The following is a 21,537-nucleotide window of genomic DNA, read 5'->3' on the forward strand; positions in this document are numbered from 1 at the left end:
CTGCCAACCTCAAACGTAAGGCAACGGCTGCCCCCTCCCCGCAAAACAGATCTACAGCTCGCTGTGCGAAACCCGCTCCACCTTCGACAAATCGTAATCCCGGCGGGCCAACTCGAGCAGCAGCCGCTCGTAGTCCCGATCCCCCAATTGCGCGGAACGCGTCATCACCCAGGCCAGGTCCTTGTCCGGATGGCCGATCACCGTCTCCTTGTAGTCCGGCGACACATACAGGATATAGTAGGGGGCCGTGAAGACTCCGAAGAAACGCATCCGCCACTCCGCATTGCTAACCGTATCATGCACCCAACCCCGCGGCTTCATCGTCTTCCACTTCCCGTCGAAGCCGCCCTTCTGAAAACGATAAGTGGTCTGGATCTTGCCATCCTCCTCCAACTCATAGGTCTCCGTCGCATTGTAGGCGTTCTTGTCCAAGGGAGTCGGCGTGTACCCATGCACGTACCACGTCCCCATAAAGCGCTCCAAGTCGACGTACTCCGCCAAAACTTGGTTCGGCCGCTCCCCGCCGCTCTTCCGACACGCCAACAGCAAGACGCCCGCAAACGCCACCAGTCCCAAAATCAAAATCCACTTCATAACGCTTCCTCCCTTAACGCTTCTTGCTAAACAACGAACCAAGGCCGCCATCGATGCCGATCGCCTGCCCCGTTACCCAACTTTGCTCCCTATCGAGCAGCCACGCCATGCCGCTCGCCACCTCCTCGGGCTCTCCGATCCTGCCAAGCGCATGCATCGACTGCGACGCTTTCAACGCCATTTCATTGCCCGTTATCGGCTCCGACATCTTCGAACGAACCAAGCCCGGAGCCACGCAGTTCACCCGAATCCCATAGCTGGCATAGGTCGCCGCTGCCGAGAGCGTCAATCCAATCACTCCCGCCTTGGCTGCAGCGATCGCTTCGTGGTTCGGATACCCTCGCTGGGCAGCTGCCGACGAACAAAATACAATCGAACCACCCGACTTCATCATGCGCTTCGCCACCGAACGAATCGCCGCGAAACAGCTCGCCAGGTTCAACGAAAGCACCGACTCGAACTCTTCCCGCCCAGTCAAGTGGGCCGGCTTCAAGAGAATCGAGCCCACGCAAACCGCCACCCCATCAATCGAACCAAAAGCATCCTCCGCCTTGTCATAAAGGTTTGGATACGCATTCCAATCAGTCGCCTCGTGCTCAACTAGCAGAGCTCCTTCCAGGCTAGCATTCTCCCGCGCCTTTTCCTCATCCCGAACCGCAGCCACCACAGCATGCCGTGCCTTCAACAAACGCTGAGCCAAGGCGCTCCCGATCGCCCCGTTCGCTCCCACCACCACAAAACAATTTTTCTCGCTCATACCGAATCTCCTTCCACTACAATTCCCTCCCGACGCATGAACCAAAGCGCCCAGGTTCCCGCTCCAAAAAACACCGCCACCCCCGGCCCAAAAGCCCAGGCCACCGAACGGTAAACCGACGAAGCCTGCTCGACGCCCCCTTCCTCAAAACCGATCGCCCACAAAAACACACCCGAAACCGCGAGTCCGCAGGCCCGAGCCATCTTCGTCGCCGTGCGCCAAAGGCCGTAGTACGCCCCGTTCAAGGACAGCTGCGAGCTATCCCCATCCTCTTGCACCACATCGGAAAACAAGGCCTCCAACAGGACCACGCTCGACGCCGCCAGCCCGCCAAACACGACCACTAACAATACTGGAACCACACTCTGCGGCGGCATCAGGGGATAGGCGACCGCCGTCATAACCGTCAGCCCTAGGGAGCCGAAAACCGCCAAGCGTAGCTTTCCAAATCGCTTCCCATACCTCACCCAAAGGGGCGTACCCGCCATCACCGTCACCGACAAGCCGATCAAAGCCAACGCCACCTCCCCATCCGAGAACCCTAAGGTCCCCTTGTAGAAGATAAGGGCAAGGCTCCCATTCACAGCCCGCCCCATCGCGATAAACACAAACGCAACCACTACCCAACGAAAGCCCCGAGAGGCAAAGGCGGACTTGAACCCGTCCAAAATTCTCCCTCCCTTTCCAAACGTATTCGACACACAACTACCCGCAGTCCGCCAAATCGTTACCACCGCCACCATCGAGAAAAAGAGCCCGACCCCCGCAATCCACCAAGCCGACTCGCTGCGATTCTCCAACAACAGCGCCCCCGCCCCTTCTTCCAAACGAACCCCAGCGAAGTAGGCCACCAACGGCGGAATCGACAAGCCCACGATCAAACCCGCCCCGCTGAAAATCAACCTCCATGCGAAAAAGCCCGCTCGATCCCTCGAGCCCTTCGCCAAGTCATTGATCAAAGCGAGGTACGGTACCGCCACCATGGTGAAAGCTGTATTCAAAATGAGATACCACGACAAAAGTTGCCAAAAGAGAGCTGTCTCGTCCGCATCCGCGCTCGGCGAAAAAAGGCACACGAACGCCACTGCCATCAAGGGAGCACCCAACAAGACATATCCAAGACGTTTGCCCCGAGCTCCCCGCGCCGGGGTCCGATCCGAAAGCACCCCCATGGCTGGATCGCTCACCGCATCCCAAAACACCGCCAAAGCCAAAGCCAAGCCCACTAAAGCCGGACGCAACCCCGCAGAGACGTAGAGCTCCAGCAGATATACCTGCAACATGACCTCCAAGGAGACGAGGCCCACCTCCGCAGATCCGTATCCAGCTTTCAACCACTGGCTTCGATTCGTCTCTCCTGCTAGAGCTATTCCGACCATCACTTTTCCGTGCGGCCCTCGCGATCCCTCAATTCCGCCGCCCGCATCGGCATCCTATCGATCAGCTCGAAAAGCAGCTCGAGCTGCAATTCCCCCTTCTGAAAAGCCTTCGTACCGCCATCCTTGCCGACCAACACGAACTGGCTCACGCCCTCTTCGATCTGCCACCGCTCCCTCCACCGCGACTTTTCCTCGGCGCTCATCCGAAAGGAACGATCCCATTCCAATTCGATCTCACCCAAGCTCACCAACAGCAGGTCCCGATCTTCCAAGGCCTCCGCCCCACGAACCAAAGCCTGCTCAAGCTCGATCCGCTCTGCCTCCGACGAAACGACGTACGCCAAAACGCGATGCTCCCACCGAACGCTCTCCAGAGAACGCTCAGCCTCCGCCTCTCCCAGCAGCTGCCCCTGCAGCAACACCGCCAACAAAAACATCCCTAACCGCACCATCACGTATTCCTTTCCCCGCGCGCTCTGATATCCTCGTCGCAATGCCCGTTTCTCCCACGCCTCTTCAATTGACTAAAGTTATTCATACCTAATTCATTCTTGAATTCAACGGGCAATATCGCCATACAAAAACCAACAACGAACAGCTTTACGTGATTCATGCATGATTCACAATAACTAAATCCTAAAAATGAGCACTCCACCTCCGCTTCGCTGCGAGCAACTCGCCAAGGCCTTCGGCCCGCGCCCCCTCTTCGCCGCGATCGACCTCCAGCTCCAGCCTCGCGAACGCCTCGCCCTCCTCGGAGCCTCCGGATCCGGCAAGTCCACCCTGCTGCACTGCCTCAGCGGCGTCCTGCCCGCCGACTCGGGTCGCATTTGGCTGGGAGGAGAGCGACTCGACCAGCTCGACGCCGAGCAACTTGCCCACTGCCGCCGCCAAAAGATCGGCACCGTCTTCCAGTTCTTCCACCTGCTGCCCACCCTCACCGCTCGCGAAAACATCGAACTCCCCCTCCAGCTCCTCGGCCACCCCTCGCAGCAACGCCGCGAACGCGTCGACGCCCTGCTCGAACGCATGGGCGTCAGCCACCGCGCCGACGCCTTTCCCGCCGCCCTCTCCGGCGGAGAAATGCAGCGCGTCGCCATCGCCCGAGCCATCGCCCACCGCCCGCCTATCCTCTTCGCCGACGAACCGACCGGCAACCTCGACAGCCGCTCCGGCGCCGCAGTGCTCCAACTCCTGCGCGAACTGACCGACGAGGAAGGTGCCGCCCTGCTCATGGTCACCCATAGCGACGAAGCCGCTAGCATCTGCCAACGCCAGCTCCACCTCGTCGACGGAGCCCTCACCGAAACAGCCGCCCCAAACCACTAGCGATGAACCTCTCGCTCTTCGCCAGCCTGCTCTGGCGCTTCGGTATCCGCTATTGGATACGCCACTGGATAAAGCTCACCCTCCTCGTATCCATCGTCGCCCTCGGTACCGGCGCCTTCCTCGCTATTGGCCTAGCCAACCGAGCCTCGACCCAAAGCTTCGACCAGTTCGCCCAAACCGTCTCCGGCCAAAGCCAGCTCGTAGTCACGCCCTCGCTTGCCGAACTTTCCCTCGCCGACCTCCGCGCCCTGCGTATCGCATTGCTCGATACGGAAGCCACCCTCGTTCCCCAAATCGTCGCCAGCGCCCGTCTCGCCAACCGCCCCGACATCTCCCCCTCCCAAGAAATCTTCACCGTGATCGGCATGGACCTCCTGGCCGCCTCCAACTTCCTCCTCCGCCATCACGCAGAATCAACCTTCCTCAACGCCAGCCCCGCCACAGAAGAACGCCCTCGCGGCGTCTACGCCCAAGCCGAAACGTCCCGGGCCTTCTCTTGGGACACATCCAGCACCCTCAGCCTCTACCTCGAAGACCAGCTTGTGGAACTCCCTTGGATCGGAGAACTCCCCCAGCTCCAGCAAGAGAGGCAAGCCGCTTCCAACGTGCTCGTTATGGACTGGCGGGACCTCAGCGAGCTGCTCTCCAAACCCTTGCACGCCAACCGCGTCGACATCATCTGGACCGATCCCGAACCATCCGCCGGCGAAATCGAAGCCGCCCTCAAACGCCTCCAGAACGCTAATCCCGGCAATTGGGTCATCGAATCCCAACGCCAACGCCAAGCAACCGGAGCCACCATGACGCTCGCCCTGCGCATGAACCTCCGCGCCCTCTCCGTCCTCTCCCTCCTCGTCGCCATTTGCCTCGTCTTCCAAGCGATGGACAGCACCGTCGCCCGCCGCCAAGGCGAAGTCGCCACCCTGCACTCCCTTGGCGTATCCACAAAGCTCACACGCCTCCTCTGGTTCGCAGACGCCTGCCTCATCGGATTCCTCGGCGGCGGCCTCGGTCTCCTCTTCGGCGATGCCATGGCCCGCGTCTCCACCGAAATGGTCGGCCAAACCATCAACACCTTATACTACAACGCCGGCACCATCTCCCACCAATACTCGATCCCCGAAGCCGCTCTCGCTTGGTTCCTCACCATCCTATTCTGCATCCTCGCCGGCTGGTGGCCCGCTCGCCAAGCAGCCCGAGCGCCCCTCGTCGAAACCATACGACAAGGCAACCATCGCTCCAGCTATTCCAGAAAGTCCTACTGGCTTGCCGCCCTCGCCTTCTCGATCCTCTCCGTAGTTGCCTACTCGATACCACCCTTGAGAGCCGAAAACGGACACGCCATTCCCGTCGGCGGCTACGCCCTCGCCATCACCCTCATAGGACTCGTCGCCAGCCTCGCATCCCTCGCCCTCGAATCCATGGGAAAGCTCTGCCTCAAACTTGGCAAGCGCTCACCCAGCCTCCGTCTGGCCCTCAGCCAGTTTCGCCTTCCCGTCACCCGACACCGCCTCGCCCTCGCCGGCGTCATCCTCTCCGTCGGCATGACCGCTTCCATGATCTTCCTCATCGGCAGCTTCGAATCAACCGTACGGGCCTGGATCGGGAACACCTTGCAGGCCGACCTCTTCATTCGCCCGAAATCCGTCAGCGCCTCGCACGAGGTTCCCGGCATCAGCCCGAAAATCATCGAAAAGCTGACACAGGATCCCCGCGTCAGCGATTCCGGCGTGATCTATCGAACATCGACACGTATCCAAAATCTGCCCACGCAGCTCATCGGCTTCGACACCGACTACCTGCACCGCATCGACCATACCACCTGGATCAAACGCCCCACCAATCTCCTCGAACTCAAAAACGGAAAAACGGCCACCGTGAACGAAGCTTTCGCCAGCCGCTTCCAAAAAGGCGTTGGCGACTCCCTCCAACTCCCCACCGCCCAAGGGCCGCGGGAACTCCGCATCATCGGCGTCATCGCCGACTACGGAAACGAAAACGGAAGCCTCGCCATCGATCAGGAAACCTTCAAAAACATAGCCGGTACCGCCCGCCCCAGCGCCGTCGCCCTCCACCTCGAAAACCCCGAGCAAATCGACGCCTACGCACGCGAGCTCCGCGAAGCCCAACCCGCCCTCTTGACCATGACCAACCGCTGGCTTCGCGAAGAAACCCTGCGCATCTTCAACCGCGTTTTCTCCATCACCTACGCCCTCGAAGCGATCGGGCTGCTCATCTCCGTCGTCGGTCTCGGCTCCATGCTCGCCTCCCTGCTCATCGAGCGTCGCAGCGAAATCAGCACCCTCCAGCGCATCGGCTTCGACGTGCAAACCATCGCCCGCTCCAGCCTCTGGGAAGGGCTAGCCCTCGCCAGCCTCGGAATTCTGGCCGGTCTCCTCCTAGGCTGCCTGCTCGGACTGACCCTCGTATTCATCATCAACAAGCAATCCTTCGGCTGGACCCTCCATGTATCCATTCCTTGGATAACCCTAGCCGGACTCAGCCTCCTCACCCTCGCCGGCGCCGGAACCGTTTCCTACTTCGTAGGCCGCTGGTCCGCCAAGCTCCCCTTGCAAACCGAAGAATGAAACAGCTCGCCGCCACCCTGCTCTGCAGCCTCGCCCTCGCCGCCGCCAGCCCTGCGGAGCCCTTCCCCGTCGAAGCCGATACCGGCTTCGCCATCGCCCGCCCCGAAGCCCAGCTCGAATTTCCCCGCGACCATAGCAGCCACCCGGAATTCAAAACCGAATGGTGGTACATCACCGGCCACCTCGACTCCCCCCAACACGCCCTCGGCTTCCAGATCACCTTCTTCCGCTCCGCCCAAAAAGACAGTCCGACCTCCCCCGCCACCCAAATCTACCTCGCCCACGCCGCCGTCACCGACAAGCGCACAGGACGCTTCCTCCACGAAGAGCGCCTCAACTCCGCCGACTGGAACGCCGCCGCCCAAAGCGGAACCCTCGACCTCTACAACGGAAACTGGTACCTCCGCATGCTCGACCCGAAAAGCGAGCAAATGAAAACCCGCTTCTCCCTCAAAGACATCGGCAGCTTCGACCTCACCCTCACCCCCGCCAAACCCAAAACCCTCTTCGGCGAAAACGGCTATTCGCAAAAAGGTGACGAAAAAGGAGCAGCCAGCCACTACATCACCTTCACTCGACTCGAAGTCACCGGCACGCTCAAAAATCAGCAAACCTCGACGCCCCTCACCGGCCTCGCCTGGATGGACCACGAGTTCAGCTCCAGCCAGCTCAGTTCCGAACAGATCGGCTGGAACTGGAGCAGCCTCATCCTCGACGACGGCAGCGAACTCATGGCCTACGTCATGCGCCGCCGAGACGGCGCCATCGACCCAAATTCACGCCTCACCCTCATCGCCCCCGACGGCCAAAAAACCGAATACAAAGGCAACGCCTTCCGCTGGACGCCCATCCGCCACTGGAGCAGCGAAAAGTCCGGAGCGTCCTACCCCGTCGAATACGAAATTTCATGGGCCAACCAAAGCCTGCGCATCAAACCCTACGCCGATGACCAAGAGCTCATCGGCAGCATCGGCGAATTCGTCTACTGGGAAGGCACCTGCCAAGTCCTCGACGAAAACGGCAATCGCATCGGCCTCGCCTACACCGAACTCACCGGATACAGCGAATCCCTCAACGGAAAATTCTAAACAACTGCGTTCATCCGCAAAAGCAGTGGAATCCGCCCCGCAACGCCGCTTTGGGCGATGAAACAAAAAAAATGGGCCGCAGCGCCACATCAGCGCCACGACCCACTATACCCCGTAACTGAAAATTCGATACAACCTGCTAGGCAGCAAGCTCGGCGCTCATCAAGTCAGCCTGCAAGCCGCGCAGCGCAAGCAGGGCCGCCGAGCGCTTGGCGAAGACGCGGTACGGTTCCGCCTCCTCCAACAAGCTCTCCACATAGGAGCGAAGCGCCGTGCTGCGAAAGTGGCCCTTCTCGAGCGTTCGCCTCATGGCCGGAAATTCCTGAACCACCAAAACCCGAAAGCCCATCGGCAACCACGTCTCGCGCATCGTCGCGTCCAGGAGCCCCATCAACTGTCGATTCAATGACATCTTCAAGTCGCTCGCTTGTCGGGCCGCAACGGTGGAAGTTCCGTTTACAACTGTGGTCCCTTTAACTGCGTGCGTGCTCATTTGATATCCTTTCAATTGGTTTTAGTTTCGCCGGGAGATTCGTTCTCCAAGCACCCCGGATAAAGCAACGGCCGCGCCAACCCTCGAAACTAAATGTTACAGATCAAAAAAACGCAGCGCCGCCCCAGCCGCTCCGCCGCAAAAAAAACTCCAATTCTCCATTCACACCGCGACGATCCTGCTCCACCATCCCGCTTTCCTATGAAAATAAGCCCCACGCTCCCCAGCATCGCCGCCGCTCTCCTCGCCCTCGGAGGCTGCGCTCCCTCCAAGGAAGACCTCCAGCTCCCGCCGCCCCCCAAGGCCGAAACCCAAGTCGACCTCCAGCGCTTCGCCGGCAGCGAGATCGGCGCCCCCATCGGAGACCGACGCCCCTGGGTCACCCACGTCCGTGCCGTCGACCTCGACCAAGACGGCCGCCTCGACGCCATCGGCTGCGAAGCCAAAGACAGCGAAGTGATCTGGCTGCGCCAGCTCCCCGACGGCAGCTTCCAGGAGATCGTCATCGCCACCCAAGCTCAAGCCCCCGTGCACGCCGAAGCCTACGACCTCGACGCCGACGGAGACCTCGACCTGCTCGTCTCCTGCATGAACATCGTCTTCCCCAACAACGACAAGATCGGCACCCTCATGGTGCTGGAAAACGACGGCTCCCAAAACTTCACCCAACGCATCCTGCTCGAAAAAGTTGACCGCGTCACCGACGCCCGCGCCGCCGACCTCGACAAGGACGGCGACCTCGACCTCGTCGTAGGACAATTTGGATACGACCAAGGCGAAGTCCGATGGATGCGAAACCTCGGCAACTGGAACTTCGAGTCCCAAACCGTCCTGCAACTCTCCGGCACCATCAACGTCACCGTCGACGACTACAACGGAGACGGCTGGCTCGACTTCGCCGCCCTCGTCTCCCAACAGTGGGAAGAAATCCACCTCTTCGAAAACGACGGCAACGGAAGCTTCAAGAAAAGCCGCGTCATCTGGGGCTCCGCCAACGACGACTACGCCGTATCCGGCATGTCCTCCGCCGACCTCAACCGAGACGGCAAACCCGACCTTGTATTCACAAATGGAGACGGCTTCGGCCCCAACCCCGTCCCCGGGCCCCGCCCCTGGCACGGCATCCAATGGCTCGAAAACAAGGGCTCCGGCTACTTCAAGTACCACCGCATCGCCGACCTCGGCGGCGCCTACTCGCCAGTCGCCCTCGATATCGACCACGATGGCGATACGGATCTGCTCGCCCTATCCAGCTTCAACGACTGGTCCAATCCCCAAGCCGAATCCCTCATGCTCTACGAAAACGACGGACGCATGAACTTCCAAGCCACCGTACTCGCCCACGAGCCCATCCAGCTCCTCAGCATCGACGCCGGAGACTTCGACGGCAGCGGTCGCTACAGCATCGTCTCCGGCGGACTTCACGCCTACCAACCCTACGAACGCATGAGCCGCTTCATGATCTGGCGGCCCCAATAACCCCACCCCACCCCTTTCCCCTTGAAGAAACTCATCCCCATCCTGCTCGCGCTCGCCGGCTTGGCTACCGCATTCCTCCTCTGGCAAAAGTCCAGCAAGACCGCTGCCCTCGTTTCCGAAGCGACTCCCCCCATCCCCGCTTCCATCGAAAACCAAGAGCTGCTCACCCGTATCCAAAAAGCGACCACACAAGCCCAAGAAGGCCCCACCCCTATCGAAGGACTCGCCACCCTCAGCCGCCTCTACCATGCCAACGGCTTCACCCGTGAAGCCTGGCAATGCTACGCCGCCCTCGTTCTAGCCGAGCCCGACCAAGCCCGCTGGCCCTACCTCTTCGCCCGCATCCTCGCCGGCTACGGCCAGCTCGAAGAAGCCAGTCCCCTCTTCGCTCGCGCCAGCGAGCTCGCCCCCGACTATACCCCCGCCCGTATCCGCCTCGGAGATACGCTCCTTAAGCAAAACAAGTTCGAAGAAGCCCAATCCGCCTACCAGAAAACACTCTCCCAAGACCCCGCCAACGCCTACGCCCTCGTAGGGCTCGCCCGCGTCGCCATCGCCCGCGACGACTACCCCCTCGCCAGAACCCATCTGGAAAAAGCGGTGCAAACGACTAACTACCAAATCGGCGCCGACCTCCTGGGCGACGTCTACAAGAAGCTCAACCTCCCCCACCTGGAGAACCGCGTCCTGCAAAACACCGCTTGGGGCAGCTACGCCGACATTCCCGACCCCTGGTCCCTCTCCCTCATGGACGACTGCTACGACGCCTACCAAGTCTCCATCGCCGGTGGCTGGGTCGCCCACCAAGGAGACCTCAGAAAAGGCCTTCGCTACATGCGGCGAGCCGTCGAGCTCGATCCCGACAACGCCACCCTCCAATACCAAATCGGCGGCGCCTACCTCGCCCTTGACGACCTCGAACGCGCCGAAGAGCACTACCGCCGCTGCGTCGAACTCCAGCCGGACTACGCCGACGCCTGGCTCGCCCTCATCGACATCGCCCAGCGCCGCCAAAGCCCCACCCTCACCCGTCGCACCCTCGAAGCCGCCCTGCGCGCCGCACCCAACTCCCCCTCCCTCAACATCGAAAAAGGCAAAGCCCTGCTCGCCCTCAAGCGCTTCAATCAAGCCCTGCCCTACTTCGAAAAATCCATAGAACTGCGCCCTCACGAAGCCGTCGGCTACATCGAGCTCGCCCGAGCCTACCTCGCCCAGGAACGCATCGAAGAAGGCATCGCCCAGATGCGCGAAGCCCTCCTCCGCGAACCCAACAACCCCATCGCTCTCACCACCATGGTCTTCGACGCCATCCTGCGCGCCGACCAGCCAGCGGCCGACAAATGGCTCGCCCAAGTCCGCCAGCAAGCCCGCATCCGCCCCGACGAAGTCGCCGCCCTGGAATCCAGGTACCAGAAGCAGTTCGGACAAGCTCCGCCCCGCTAGCTTCACGCTCGCGCCGACTCCCTCAAAGCTCGCCGCGAAGCCCTGTCCACCAGCGCAAACAGGAGCTCCTCTCGAGACTTCCCAGCCTTCGGCCCATGCCCAGCCACCTTGACCAACTCGATTTCACGGCCGTCTAGAACGTCATAGAAATCTCGATACAAGACCGCCTGAGACAAGGCCCTCCCGCTCCGCGAGCAAAACCCGGACGCCTCCAGATCCGCCCGCCGCCCCAGCAAGGAAACCATTGTCTGCGAATCGGTGAAAACCGACACGCGCCCCGCCCCCTCCTCAAGCTCGCCAATCGCCCAAAGAAAGGTCATCAGTTCCAAAGACGAAGACCCGCACGGAAAAAAACGCCTTACCCGCACCTCGCCCTTCAATTCCACCAAGGACCGGCTATCGCCCGCATCCAGACGAAGCAAAGCTCCGTATCCGATTTTTGAATTCGGATCGCAGCTTCCGTCGATAAACAGCGAAGTCCCCATCGAGGACGCTAGGCCAGACAGCGAATCGCCATCGCCCGCAACGCTTCCTCCTGCTCGTTGGGCCGCTCCACGATCTCCTCGAAGGCCCGGATGAACTCGAGCTGATGATCGATCAAAGCCTTCAAAGGCGGAAACTTCCCTGCCCCGATCAGCTTACCCATGTACCAAAGGTTTTGCGTAAAAACGTTGTACCCGCTCTTCGTCTTCAAGCCGTCGTAGAAATCCGCATACTTGGCCGCCGCCCTCTCGAACATCGGCTTGCTGATGCTCGACCCGCTTGCCGAGATCTCGCCGCCATCGAGCAAGGCCCGCAGCTGGATCAAAAGACGATTGCGATTCTGCAAGGACGCAATCACCGGTCTCGCGTCGTTCCCGCTAAAAAAGTGCCGCCGCAATGCCGAAAGGGTCCAATTGATGTCCCGCGCGAAAAACGCCTCCGTCGACTCGAAAAAGTCGCCCTCGCCAAAATTCGGCGTCAGCTCCTCGATCAGCTTGCTCGTGATCTGCTTGCCCGGCTCGCCCAAGTAGGTCCCGAGCTTGCGGGTTTCCTCGATCAGCAAGCGGGAATTCCCATTTACCTTGCTGATCAAAACCTCCACCGCATCCCGAGCGATCGTGACCTGCATCGCCTCGCACTCCCGATTCAGGGCCGCCACCAGCGTATCTACGCCGCCGCCCTTGGAGTCTACGCCACCCGACGGACGATAGTCGCCCGACTTCTCGAGAAACTTCGCAAAGCGCTTCCGTCGATCCACGGGAGAGGCCGAAATCAACACCCCGACCTCCTCCGGATTGATGGCTTCCAAGATTTCCTGCAGATCCTCGCACAGCTTCACCGTGCTCTCCGCCCGGCCCACCAGATTGTCGGCCAAAAACGTCACGTCCTTGAGCCACACCACCCGGCGACCGCCAAAAAGGCCCATCGTCTGGACCGCGTCCCGGAAACGGTTTACCGCCTCCGCAACCTCGTCCACCTTGCCAGCCTGGCCGCTGATCACCTCGATCGAGAAGTCATCCGTAACGTCCGCCTTCAGCTCCGCCCAGATATCCTTCGCCATGCGACTGGCCAAGTAGTCGTCGGGACCGGAAACGTAGATAAAGGGAGCATTCGCCATGGCTCCGAACAATGCCCACCCCGCCTCCCGAGAAAAGAAAATTCTGGATGGAGCCACCCCACCGAGCCGCAAGATCCCTCCTCACCCAGAACCCAAAAGAATCACTTCGGCCGCCCGCGCAAGATATCGAAGGCCACGTACAGCCCCAAAAGAAAAGACAGCACGTAGCCAGCGATCCCCAGTATCGGGAACCCAAATACGATCGGCGGCGTCTTTGAGGTCACGATCAAGGAAGAGCCCACCAGCAAGCAGCCGATAATGATGCCCAGCGTTATCTTGTTGCTCGCGTCGCTGATCGTGTCGTCCAACTCCTCCAGCCCGCGATGCTGGAGGTTCACCTTCAAGTTGTCCTTCTCGATCTTCTTGAGGATTCGCAAGGCCTCCTCCGGCATCCCCTGCAACTGCTCCACTCCTAACAAAAAGCTATCCCGGAAGGACTCCGCCATCCGCTTCGGATTCCGCCTCTCCTGTACCAGCTTTCTCAGTACAGGCTCGAACTCGTCCTTCAGGTTAAAGGACTCGTCCAAAGTCGACCCCGTCTCCTCCACGCAAAGGATCGCCTTCGCCATCAAGGAATAATCACGGGCCAAGTCGATCCCGTTGCGACCAAAGACGTACAGCAAGCTCAAGATCGCCCGCCCCACGTCGCCCTCGCCCGTGTCCGCATTGTAGTGCTCCCGGATAGCCAGGTTCACGTCCCGCTCCATGCGACGCCTGTCGATCGACTCGCCCGTATCCGCCAGGTTGATGCCGATCCGCGTCACCTGCTCCGCATCCCCTTTCACGAACGCCCGAAACAAGTCGACCAAGCCGTAGCGCATGCGCTGCGTCAGCTGCCCCGTCGCCCCCCAGTCCAAAAAGCAAAGCTTCCCGTCCGGCAGCACCCGGATATTCCCCGCATGCGGATCCGCATGGAAATAACCCTCGATCATGATCTGGTTAAACAGCGACCGCGCCCCCACGTAGGAAAGCCGCTTCGCCTCCTCGCTCCCGGGTACCAGCGACTCCAAGCGCCGCCCCTCGATCCACTCCATCACCAACACCCGACGCGTGCAAAAGTCGTCGTAGATCTTCGGGGCGCAGACATCCTCCGGATACGCGTTGTGTCGCGAAAAAAACGAAAGCCCCCGCGCCTCCCGGCGAAAATCCAGCTCCCGCTCCAATCCGTCACGCATCGCCTCCAGCACATCCGGCAAGTTGATCGGCCGCAGATCCTCGATCCGCTCGTGGGCCTGCCGCGCCAGCCACATCAAGATGTCAAAGTCCGCATCGATCACCTTCTCCAAGCCAGGCCGCTGGATCTTCACCGCAACCCGCTCGCCGGTCGACAAAAGTCGCGCCCGATGCACCTGGGCCATCGAAGCCCCCGCCACCGCGACTTCCTCGAAATCCGAAAAGACCGTGTTCAAGTCCTGCCCCAGCCCCTCCTCCAGGATTGGACGTATCTGATCGAAGGATACAGGCGGCACCTCCTCCTGCAGCTTCCTCAACTCCTTGATCAGCGCCTCCGGCACCACGTCCGGCCGCATGCTCAGCAACTGGCCAAATTTTATAAAGGTCGGTCCCAACTCCTCCATCACGATCCGCAGCCGCTCCCACTGGCTACGCTTCTCCGGAGCAATCTTCCCCAAGGCGCTCAGCAAGCGCGGCGGCAAGTCCAGCTTCTGCAGCAAATCCGCAAATCCATAACGCGCCAAAACCGTAACGATCTCCTTGGCCCTCACCGCATTGGATATGAATTCGAAAGGCTTTATCGACATAAGAAGTAGACTAGAGGATACAAAACAACCACGTCGCGAGGCCTCCCAAGCCCCACGCCGTCAAAAGAAGGATTCACGTAAGAGACGGAGGAAAGCCTAGTCGGCCACCTTGGCGGGCGACTCCTTTTCGAGCGCCGCCAACCGAGCTTCCACCGCAGCGAGCTTCGTCTCCAAGCTTTCGATACGCTCCGCCTGGCCGCGGCCCAACTTCTTGAGCATCGAGTCGAAACGCTCCTCCAATGACTTGGAAGCCTCCTCGAACTCCTGCTTGCCCTCGTCGGCCAACTTCTTCGCAGCGTCCTTCGCGTCAGTCGCGGAGAGCTTCCCCTTCTCGACCAACTCGCTCAAGGCCTTCTCTGCCTTTTCCGCACTCATCGCCGCGGCGCCAACCCCAGCGAGCATCACTTTCTTAATGGCATCGATCATAGACCCCAAACCTAACCACCAAACGACTGCCACAGCAACGCAAAACTCCGTTCCCCAAGCCAAGAAACTCCCCCCGCCGACCCGCCCTCCATTTCGATCTTCACATTTCAAGCGTCACCCTGCACAAAAACGCTCATGGTGTGTCGGAGCAAATAGGTTGGTGTACGACTTCCGAGGGGAGGTAAATCCATTTTGCAAGGAGAGGTTGGTGTGCGATTCAATCTTATGTTCGATATTTGTGACAAACGGTTGGTGTATTTCCAAAATCCAATTTTTACCTACAAATTCATTAATAAACAGTTGGTATATTTTAACAAACGGTTGGTGTATTTTAACAAACAGTTGGTGAAATTCCATTGGATGGATTGTCGCAATGTCATTGAGGCCACCTCAAAACGGATAAATTGGAGGCTTTAGGCTTTCAATAAGCCTTGGGGTGATAATAGTTATTCGTATTATTCCACCACTGAAATCATGATCTCCAAAAACAAGGAACCCCTGAACGAATCCATCGCTCCTAGGGTTCCTAAGGATTTAGTATCTGCTCCATTTTTTGCTGCAAGACCACAAGATAAACCTCGATACCTCAACATTGGTGATGTCCGGTGGGGCATTGGCGTCGAACACCCCACCAATCATCGGCCATCGCCCGCATTGGATATTCGCCATGGTCGAGCGTGCTTCGCGCTTCTCTCATTTCGCGAACGGGCTCAGGGTCGCGACATAGAGTTCTCGATTTACGAGTTCAGCCGGCGGTATGCAAATAGTTGCGGAGGAAAGTTCTGTCGGAACCTCTTGGAAATACTCTTTGATCTTAGAGACACCTGGATATCAAGAGAGTGGAGAAATGGCCACGAAACCAGACGCGAGATGTTTACAATAATCGGTGACATAAAGGTACACCAGAAGGGTATTCGACGTTCCGACGCTAAAGAGGCAGATGGCATTCAACTCGATCTCGAACTTGATCGAATAACGCTCAGCCCCGAATTTTTTGATCTTCTGGAAGACTGGTGTAACCTTTCTCGAATCAGGCTAGACGTGCTAAAATCAATGAGGAGCAACTTAGCACAAGCAATATACTCCTATATCCCATATCGAGCAGCTGGAAGAACCAAATCCACACCCTACGAAATCACTGCTGAATCTATCCTGCAACAGGTGTCCGCTCGCGTTCCTCCAGCAAAATCGAGCAGAGCAAAGGTCTTCCTACAACATTCCGCCTCAGTTATTAGGCAGTTGGACGGAGCTGAAACCTTAGACGGAGTGCTACGCGTCTCAATCAAAGAGACAATTGATCGCCGTGACTACAAGCTATTGTTTTGGGAAGAGAGGGTCGCCTCGAGAGAAGATCGAACTACCGCTACGAAAACGTCATACACCTCTCAAATGAGATTGATTGAGCCGTCAACTCATCACAACTCATCAAAAAAACTCTCAAAAAGCAAGATCTTGGAGCTAGAGAGAAAAGGTATCCAATTTTCCGGCTACGAGGACTTTTTCGAGCTTATGCACGCACTCCTAGGCGAGGATCGTTTCGAATCGATTGCTCGGACAAGTGCATCAGGAGTATCTGAATGCGAGGGTTCAAAATTCATTCATCAGCGCTTCCTAAACGCGTTAATCAAAGAGGCAGCTAGAGTAAGTAGCAACTTTCCAACCTCAGATACCTAATGCCGGAGACGCCGAGCACGCGCTGGGCCCAGACTGTGGCGGTGAACTTCATTTCTTTTCTCGAATTAAGGTAGGACTAGCCGATACCGGCTAGCCCCCTCGCAGATCCCTGCGTGCGGTTTTCTCGCACAGGGCTCCTCTGGACGGTCGCGCAGCAGGTCGGGCGGGTCGGAATCATGCTTGGGAGAATGCTAAATGCGGACGGTTGGCGCGAGGCTTTTCCTCGATGCGCGGACCTCCTATTCCCAGCGTCTGCCACATCTGAATGAAGCCTGCCCAGCTGTAGCTGAGGCGTTGGCTCCTGCGGTTGAGGCTGGCGAAGGCGATACGCCGGCTTTCAAACCAATACTGGCTGAGCATGCGCGAGTTTCCGATGACGCCGTAGTAGTTGAAGTAGCCAGCGTGCTTGCGCCTCAGCCAAGCTGCTGGCCAAAGAAGTCGAATCGCCCAGTCGGGTAACTTGTCTGTTATCTCCTGCATATCGCCGAGGTCAGACGCGAGCGCTTGCGCGAGTTGTCTGCACCGTCTGGTTGGCATTATTTTTGGTTTTTGTGAAGTTTGCCGAATTTCGATAAGACCTCTACGAACTCACTTCGTCCTTCTTTTGTCATATCAACCATCGTGCTTCCTTTATCCGTTTTTGCTTTTATCTCGCCGCAGCCAAAGCAGACGTAGGCTACAAATCCTCTTCCACCTCTTTTCCAGAAAATTGCGTAGTCAGGATAGAACCCACCGCAAAACTTTCCAGTCGTATATGGCTCAAAGTACTCTGGCTTCGAAAATAGATCCTGTATCCTAATAATGTCTAAATGGGAAAGCTCTATCGGATCTTCGTAAAACACATATCCATCTATTTCTTTCGCTTTGTTTTCGTTCCCTTCAAATAGCTCGTCTGGATGTGAAAAGCGGCTAGCTGCTACGAAAAGCGTAAAGCTAGTGGTTCCGCTTATTTCTTTAGCCACCGTGAGAAATACTTTGTGCGCTTCTACGTCAGGAGCGTAAATCGAAGCGGATGCTGTAAGGCTCAACGCAAGGAAGGTTGCCCACAAGATGGAGAAGATTGTTTTCATCTATTTTTTGCCAATGCTAAGCACAGACGCGGCAGCTTGCCGACGTTGTCTGCTGCGCATTGTTAGTCTAATTAGTTTAGTGTGAATATAGTCTTTGCTTTCTGCTTAGGCCATTTGACGTAAGCAGTGTATTCGATGCCGCTTCGGAATTCGCAATCTCTTCCTTCAATGTCGTAGTCTTTCAAATACATGCCTTTAAATTCATTTCTTCCGAGATCGATGACTAAGGTGTGAAGCATTGCATTCTCAGAGTTAGGGGTGAGCCGTAAAACCGTCTTCTGTTCTTCGTCTTCAATTTCGAGTATTTCAACTGGTGCGTAGTAGTCTCCTAGCCAGAGAGTCTGCAGTTCGATTCCTGAGTCGGTTTCGTTCGTTGTTAGGCCGTAGAGCGTGAAGGAGTAGATGAACAGCCCAACTCCACCAGCTAGCACGACTACGCAAGCTAGGATGATTTTGGGGACTATGTTCTTCCTTTTTATTTCTGCCTAACGCCGAGCTCAGACGACGAGCGCTTGCGCTCGTTTTCTGGAGTGCTTCGTTAGCCCAATTCTTTTACTTTTATCAGTTCTTGAATTCGTAGCCTAAGAGGTTCTTTCGTGGAATCCCAAACTCTGATAAATCTGTCGACAGAATTCTTCAGTGATAACCTGTCTTTTTCCCAGTCGTCTGTTCGCTTTTCTCTCATCTGAAGAATTGGGTATGTTGAATTCTGGATATCTTCTATCGCACTGTACCAGTCTTCACAGAACTCTTTCGGGAAGTAAAATTCAACCATTTCAAAGTCTTCCTTGGTTTTTTGGGCGATTTTTAGGAACTCTTTTAGTGTGCAACGTGGTGAAACGGCACTCGCGTCGAGGGATACGCGTCTCAAGTGTATCAAGGCTTTCCAGAGTTTCAATAAGGCTTCTTCTCGCTTTTCGTAGAGACGTGTGAAAACTACTGAGTGTTTGGTTTTCTCGGTTTCAAGCGTCGACCTGAATGCCTCCAACTGGATCGAAAGCTTATGATTGTATTTCGCCAAGATCTTCTTGTGGCGAATTGCTAGGTAGATGACAAACAAAGCTCCGAGGATGTTAAAAATGCCTGCTAGACCTCCGATTGATCTTATGATTTGTTCTATCATTATATTTGGCTAACGCCGAGTACAGGCGGCGAGCGCTTGCGCTCGTTGCCTGCTACGATTTGTTAGGCTATTTTTTCGTTTAGTGATTCATTAAAGACTTTAACGATGTCTTTGGCTGTTTTCTTGGCATGTGGGATTCTTCTTTTTTTCAGGAAATCAAGAAGGCTGTCAGGCTTCAGTTTCGCGTGAAGGTAGAAAAGCATGTGAATAAGTAGAAATCCCTCTCCAATACCTACGAGCTTCGCGTTGATATCTTCCTGCTGGTTTCCTTCCTCGGGGTTCCATTCGTCTCCGTAGTTCTTTCTCTTGCAGTTAATGAGCCAGTTTTGGCTAAACCTCTTAATAATGCGTTCGTCTCGCTTGAACTCTTCGATAATTGTTTCGGTAGAAAATCCGGATAGCTCCATTTCTTCCTTTCGGGCTGAAGCTGTGACATCGCACATTGGGCATATCTTATATTTGAATATGCTAGCGATTTCGTTTTCGGCTTCTTGCCACACCTTTGACTTTATGAATTCCATTTTTTCTGCCTAACGCTGAGCTCAGGCGACAAGGCCTAGGTTACGGTTTAAATTTCTGGGGTCGTTGATCTTCATTGGGTCGTAGTGAAAGAGGCGGGCGTTTGCCGCAGTTGCCTGGAGCGATTTGCTCGACCTAGTCATTTTATTCCTGCAAAAGTAAACCAGTATAAACTCATCGGGATATTCAGGCCGCATAGGATCCAAACAGGCAAGAATCCTAGCGCGGAATACGGTAGGCTTCCTTCTTTACTTTTTCTGAAGCATTGGATCCAGTAATAGGAGATGAAAATCAGGAGAAATGTCGAAAGCGTTAGTGTGATCAGTAAGTATGGTTCGTCTTGATCTCTTTGGTTGAAAGCTGGTATCGACGAGATTGCTGTGAAGATCGTTAGGATCCATGTCGCTATCGTTAATCTCTTCATTTTCTTCGTCGAATCGCCAAGCTCAGGCGACGGGGCTCGTCCCCGTTGCCTGAAGCGATTTGCTGGCTGAGGTTGCTCGCCAATTTGATCGGTTGATAGCAAGATGGTAGAGGAAGGCAGATAACAAGAGATACTGAACGGCAATATCCAAGACGTGATATTTGGGGATGAAGGGATTTGGGCTGAAGCCCACTGCATGTGCCGTTATTGTAACTACAACCGCGGTCAGACAATAAAACAGACCGAAATCATATGCAAAAGATCGTTTCGTTAATATGAAAAGTCCGGTTAATGATCCTAGAAATAGAATGCCTATGAGGCTGAGGAACCAAACTTCAGCGTCACCGGTGTTGACGATTCGTAACCCAAAAGCAGATACCCTGCCTCCACTCGATGCAAATGGTCGGTTCAATAGGTAGGAAACTGGAATCAGTGCAAACATAAGGAAGATCCAAGAGAAGATCTTTATCCAGAGCGGGGGTAGTTTCTGTTTCGATTTCATTTTGTTAGCCAACGTCGAGGCCACACGGCGAGTGCTTGCGCTCGTTGCGTGAGCCGATTTGTTAGCTGTTATTTCTTTGGTGATAGCTTCATATCGTTGAATTCAGGTAGCTTCCCGAATCGCTCGACAAAACGAGCAAAGCACTCGTATTCAAGTTTAGCAACGTCTCCCATTTTTCTTAAATCTTTTGGTTCCTTAGAGTTCACATCGCAATCAATTGGATGGATTGATACGAAAAGCCTGGGAGTCAGAGAATCGTAATCCTTATGTTTGAAGATGAATCGTTGTGCTCCTCCGTGTCCGGTTTTTCCAGCTATCGTGTTTTCAAAAGCTTTGAGTCTCGATTTAAGGCCTCCCTGAGAGTTGGTCATGCCGAAGTATGCTATCTGTGGAATGTAATCGAAGGGCTTTTCGTTGATGGAACGATTCGAGATAGCAATAGCGTAGACACCTGGATGGTGAATTCCATTTAGTGCGTTTCGCTTAGGCCAGTGTATCCAATCGCTAAATTCCATTTTTAGCTATCGTCGAGGTGATACGCGGCGGCTCAGGTCGTCGCCTCCGCGTCTGGGTTGGTAGATCTCCTCGATGTGTCGTCGTCAAAGAGGCGAGCGTTTGCCGCCGTTGTATCGACCGCCTTGTTAGGCACTCTTTGTTTTATATTTTCAATCTGCATCTCAGGATCTAGACCAGAATCTGGATCATAGTTTCGTACGACGGCTTTTCTTAATCCATCTCGGAGGAATTCGAATTCATATCTATCTTCTGAGAAAGAAATTCCTTTGTTTTTAATCGTTCTTGATGGAATTTCAATGTGCGCTTGGCCTTTGCTGTCGGTGCTGAATGGACCGAACCTATGATTTGCGCCGAAGGGGTCGTGATGAACAAAGTAGACAGTGATGTTTTTTAAAGGTTTCTTCGTCGTCTGGTCACGTACCGTGAGTGAAATGGTTGTCTCGTAATACTCAGTCACTGTGGTGCAACCGATCAAAATGAATGAGAGTAGGTAGAGGGGTATGTATTTCATTCTTTCGCCTAACGCCGAGTGCATACGATGGAGATGGGCACAGCCTATCGGAATTGTATGACACGACTTGTTAGCATATTATAGTTTCTGTTTGTCGCGAACTGATTCGTACTGCTTGAGTACTCTCCTAATTTCTTTTTGGTCTTTGGGATTGGGATTAGGACTGCCCCCTAGTTTTGCTGCATCTTCGTTTTGCTTCTTTAGCTGTGGACCTACAGGAAGGGACGGACTGCGAGTTGCCGCCTTATAGATGATGGTCGTA

Annotated in this window: 23 protein-coding genes; 6 read left to right on the forward strand and 17 right to left on the reverse strand. The window is 56.2% G+C overall.

From position 1 onward, the window contains the following. Positions 1 to 51 precede the first annotated feature (51 nt). From QEH57_RS18600 to QEH57_RS18615, 4 genes are read right to left on the reverse strand one after another with little or no spacing between them, the layout of a single operon-like run. Positions 52 to 594, reverse strand: coding sequence for a lipocalin family protein (locus QEH57_RS18600; protein WP_309008282.1), 543 nt, complete (start codon positions 592 to 594; stop codon positions 52 to 54). 13 nt (positions 595 to 607) lie between these two features. Beyond that, positions 608 to 1,351, reverse strand: coding sequence for an SDR family oxidoreductase (locus tag QEH57_RS18605; protein ID WP_309008283.1), 744 nt, complete (start codon positions 1,349 to 1,351; stop codon positions 608 to 610). Next, positions 1,348 to 2,730 carry an MFS transporter gene (locus QEH57_RS18610; protein WP_309008284.1) on the reverse strand — a complete coding sequence of 461 codons (1,383 nt, stop codon included), beginning with the start codon at positions 2,728 to 2,730 and terminating at the stop codon, positions 1,348 to 1,350. The genes QEH57_RS18605 and QEH57_RS18610 overlap by 4 nt, the downstream gene beginning before the upstream one ends. Further along, positions 2,730 to 3,182, reverse strand: a complete 453-nt coding sequence (locus QEH57_RS18615) for a DUF4174 domain-containing protein (RefSeq protein ID WP_309008285.1) — start codon at positions 3,180 to 3,182, stop codon at positions 2,730 to 2,732. The genes QEH57_RS18610 and QEH57_RS18615 overlap by 1 nt, the downstream gene beginning before the upstream one ends. Positions 3,183 to 3,372: 190 nt before the next feature. Between QEH57_RS18615 and QEH57_RS18620 the strand changes: the two genes are divergently transcribed. From QEH57_RS18620 to QEH57_RS18630, 3 genes are read left to right on the forward strand one after another with little or no spacing between them, the layout of a single operon-like run. Beyond that, positions 3,373 to 4,059, forward strand: a complete 687-nt coding sequence (locus tag QEH57_RS18620) for an ABC transporter ATP-binding protein (protein WP_309008286.1) — start codon at positions 3,373 to 3,375, stop codon at positions 4,057 to 4,059. Positions 4,060 to 4,061: 2 nt separating this feature from the next. Further along, entirely contained in the window at positions 4,062 to 6,647 is a 2,586-nt protein-coding gene (locus QEH57_RS18625; protein WP_309008287.1) for an FtsX-like permease family protein, read from the forward strand. Next, positions 6,644 to 7,735 carry a lipocalin-like domain-containing protein gene (locus tag QEH57_RS18630; protein ID WP_309008288.1) on the forward strand — a complete coding sequence of 364 codons (1,092 nt, stop codon included), beginning with the start codon at positions 6,644 to 6,646 and terminating at the stop codon, positions 7,733 to 7,735. Before QEH57_RS18625 ends, QEH57_RS18630 begins: the two co-directional genes overlap by 4 nt. A 139-nt stretch (positions 7,736 to 7,874) precedes the next feature. On the opposite strand, the gene QEH57_RS18635 is transcribed toward QEH57_RS18630, so the two are convergent. Further along, complete coding sequence (locus QEH57_RS18635) at positions 7,875 to 8,228, reverse strand: hypothetical protein (RefSeq protein ID WP_309008289.1); 354 nt, start codon at positions 8,226 to 8,228, stop codon at positions 7,875 to 7,877. A gap of 201 nt (positions 8,229 to 8,429) precedes the next feature. Between QEH57_RS18635 and QEH57_RS18640 the strand changes: the two genes are divergently transcribed. Both QEH57_RS18640 and QEH57_RS18645 read left to right on the forward strand, forming a co-directional pair. Further along, positions 8,430 to 9,707, forward strand: coding sequence for a VCBS repeat-containing protein (locus QEH57_RS18640; RefSeq protein ID WP_309008290.1), 1,278 nt, complete (start codon positions 8,430 to 8,432; stop codon positions 9,705 to 9,707). Between the two features lie 21 nt (positions 9,708 to 9,728). Then, the gene (locus tag QEH57_RS18645; RefSeq protein WP_309008291.1) at positions 9,729 to 11,150 is read left to right on the forward strand and encodes a tetratricopeptide repeat protein; all 1,422 of its coding nucleotides are present in this window, start codon (positions 9,729 to 9,731) and stop codon (positions 11,148 to 11,150) included. A 2-nt stretch (positions 11,151 to 11,152) separates the two neighbouring features. Here the strand turns inward: QEH57_RS18645 and QEH57_RS18650 are convergent, their stop codons facing one another. The 4 genes from QEH57_RS18650 to QEH57_RS18665 form a co-directional block, all read right to left on the reverse strand. After that, the gene (locus QEH57_RS18650) at positions 11,153 to 11,635 is read right to left on the reverse strand and encodes a hypothetical protein (RefSeq protein ID WP_309008292.1); all 483 of its coding nucleotides are present in this window, start codon (positions 11,633 to 11,635) and stop codon (positions 11,153 to 11,155) included. 8 nt (positions 11,636 to 11,643) lie between these two features. Beyond that, positions 11,644 to 12,750, reverse strand: coding sequence for a DNA polymerase III subunit delta (holA, locus tag QEH57_RS18655; protein ID WP_309008293.1), 1,107 nt, complete (start codon positions 12,748 to 12,750; stop codon positions 11,644 to 11,646). Between the two features lie 101 nt (positions 12,751 to 12,851). Next, the gene (locus tag QEH57_RS18660; protein WP_309008294.1) at positions 12,852 to 14,510 is read right to left on the reverse strand and encodes an AarF/UbiB family protein; all 1,659 of its coding nucleotides are present in this window, start codon (positions 14,508 to 14,510) and stop codon (positions 12,852 to 12,854) included. A 96-nt stretch (positions 14,511 to 14,606) separates the two neighbouring features. After that, complete coding sequence (locus QEH57_RS18665) at positions 14,607 to 14,936, reverse strand: hypothetical protein (protein WP_309008295.1); 330 nt, start codon at positions 14,934 to 14,936, stop codon at positions 14,607 to 14,609. A gap of 474 nt (positions 14,937 to 15,410) precedes the next feature. Between QEH57_RS18665 and QEH57_RS18670 the strand changes: the two genes are divergently transcribed. Beyond that, positions 15,411 to 16,610, forward strand: coding sequence for a hypothetical protein (locus QEH57_RS18670; RefSeq protein WP_309008296.1), 1,200 nt, complete (start codon positions 15,411 to 15,413; stop codon positions 16,608 to 16,610). Positions 16,611 to 16,784: 174 nt separating this feature from the next. Here QEH57_RS18670 and QEH57_RS18675 read toward each other — a convergent pair whose 3' ends face one another. The 8 genes from QEH57_RS18675 to QEH57_RS18710 form a co-directional block, all read right to left on the reverse strand. Continuing rightward, complete coding sequence (locus QEH57_RS18675; protein ID WP_309008297.1) at positions 16,785 to 17,090, reverse strand: hypothetical protein; 306 nt, start codon at positions 17,088 to 17,090, stop codon at positions 16,785 to 16,787. 56 nt (positions 17,091 to 17,146) lie between these two features. After that, positions 17,147 to 17,680 carry a hypothetical protein gene (locus QEH57_RS18680; protein WP_309008298.1) on the reverse strand — a complete coding sequence of 178 codons (534 nt, stop codon included), beginning with the start codon at positions 17,678 to 17,680 and terminating at the stop codon, positions 17,147 to 17,149. Between the two features lie 71 nt (positions 17,681 to 17,751). Beyond that, entirely contained in the window at positions 17,752 to 18,111 is a 360-nt protein-coding gene (locus QEH57_RS18685) for a hypothetical protein (protein ID WP_309008299.1), read from the reverse strand. Between the two features lie 107 nt (positions 18,112 to 18,218). Beyond that, the gene (locus QEH57_RS18690; protein WP_309008300.1) at positions 18,219 to 18,803 is read right to left on the reverse strand and encodes a hypothetical protein; all 585 of its coding nucleotides are present in this window, start codon (positions 18,801 to 18,803) and stop codon (positions 18,219 to 18,221) included. Positions 18,804 to 18,865: 62 nt separating this feature from the next. Beyond that, on the reverse strand, positions 18,866 to 19,324 hold the full coding sequence (locus QEH57_RS18695; protein ID WP_309008301.1) for a hypothetical protein: 459 nt from the start codon (positions 19,322 to 19,324) through the stop codon (positions 18,866 to 18,868). Between the two features lie 992 nt (positions 19,325 to 20,316). Further along, the gene (locus QEH57_RS18700; RefSeq protein WP_309008302.1) at positions 20,317 to 20,763 is read right to left on the reverse strand and encodes a hypothetical protein; all 447 of its coding nucleotides are present in this window, start codon (positions 20,761 to 20,763) and stop codon (positions 20,317 to 20,319) included. A gap of 32 nt (positions 20,764 to 20,795) precedes the next feature. Then, complete coding sequence (locus QEH57_RS18705) at positions 20,796 to 21,275, reverse strand: hypothetical protein (RefSeq protein WP_309008303.1); 480 nt, start codon at positions 21,273 to 21,275, stop codon at positions 20,796 to 20,798. Positions 21,276 to 21,353: 78 nt separating this feature from the next. Continuing rightward, a partial coding sequence (locus QEH57_RS18710) for a hypothetical protein (RefSeq protein WP_309008304.1) occupies positions 21,354 to 21,537 on the reverse strand: 184 nt, incomplete at its 5' end.

Source organism: Pelagicoccus sp. SDUM812005, assembly GCF_031127875.1.
GTDB lineage: Bacteria > Verrucomicrobiota > Verrucomicrobiia > Opitutales > Opitutaceae > Pelagicoccus.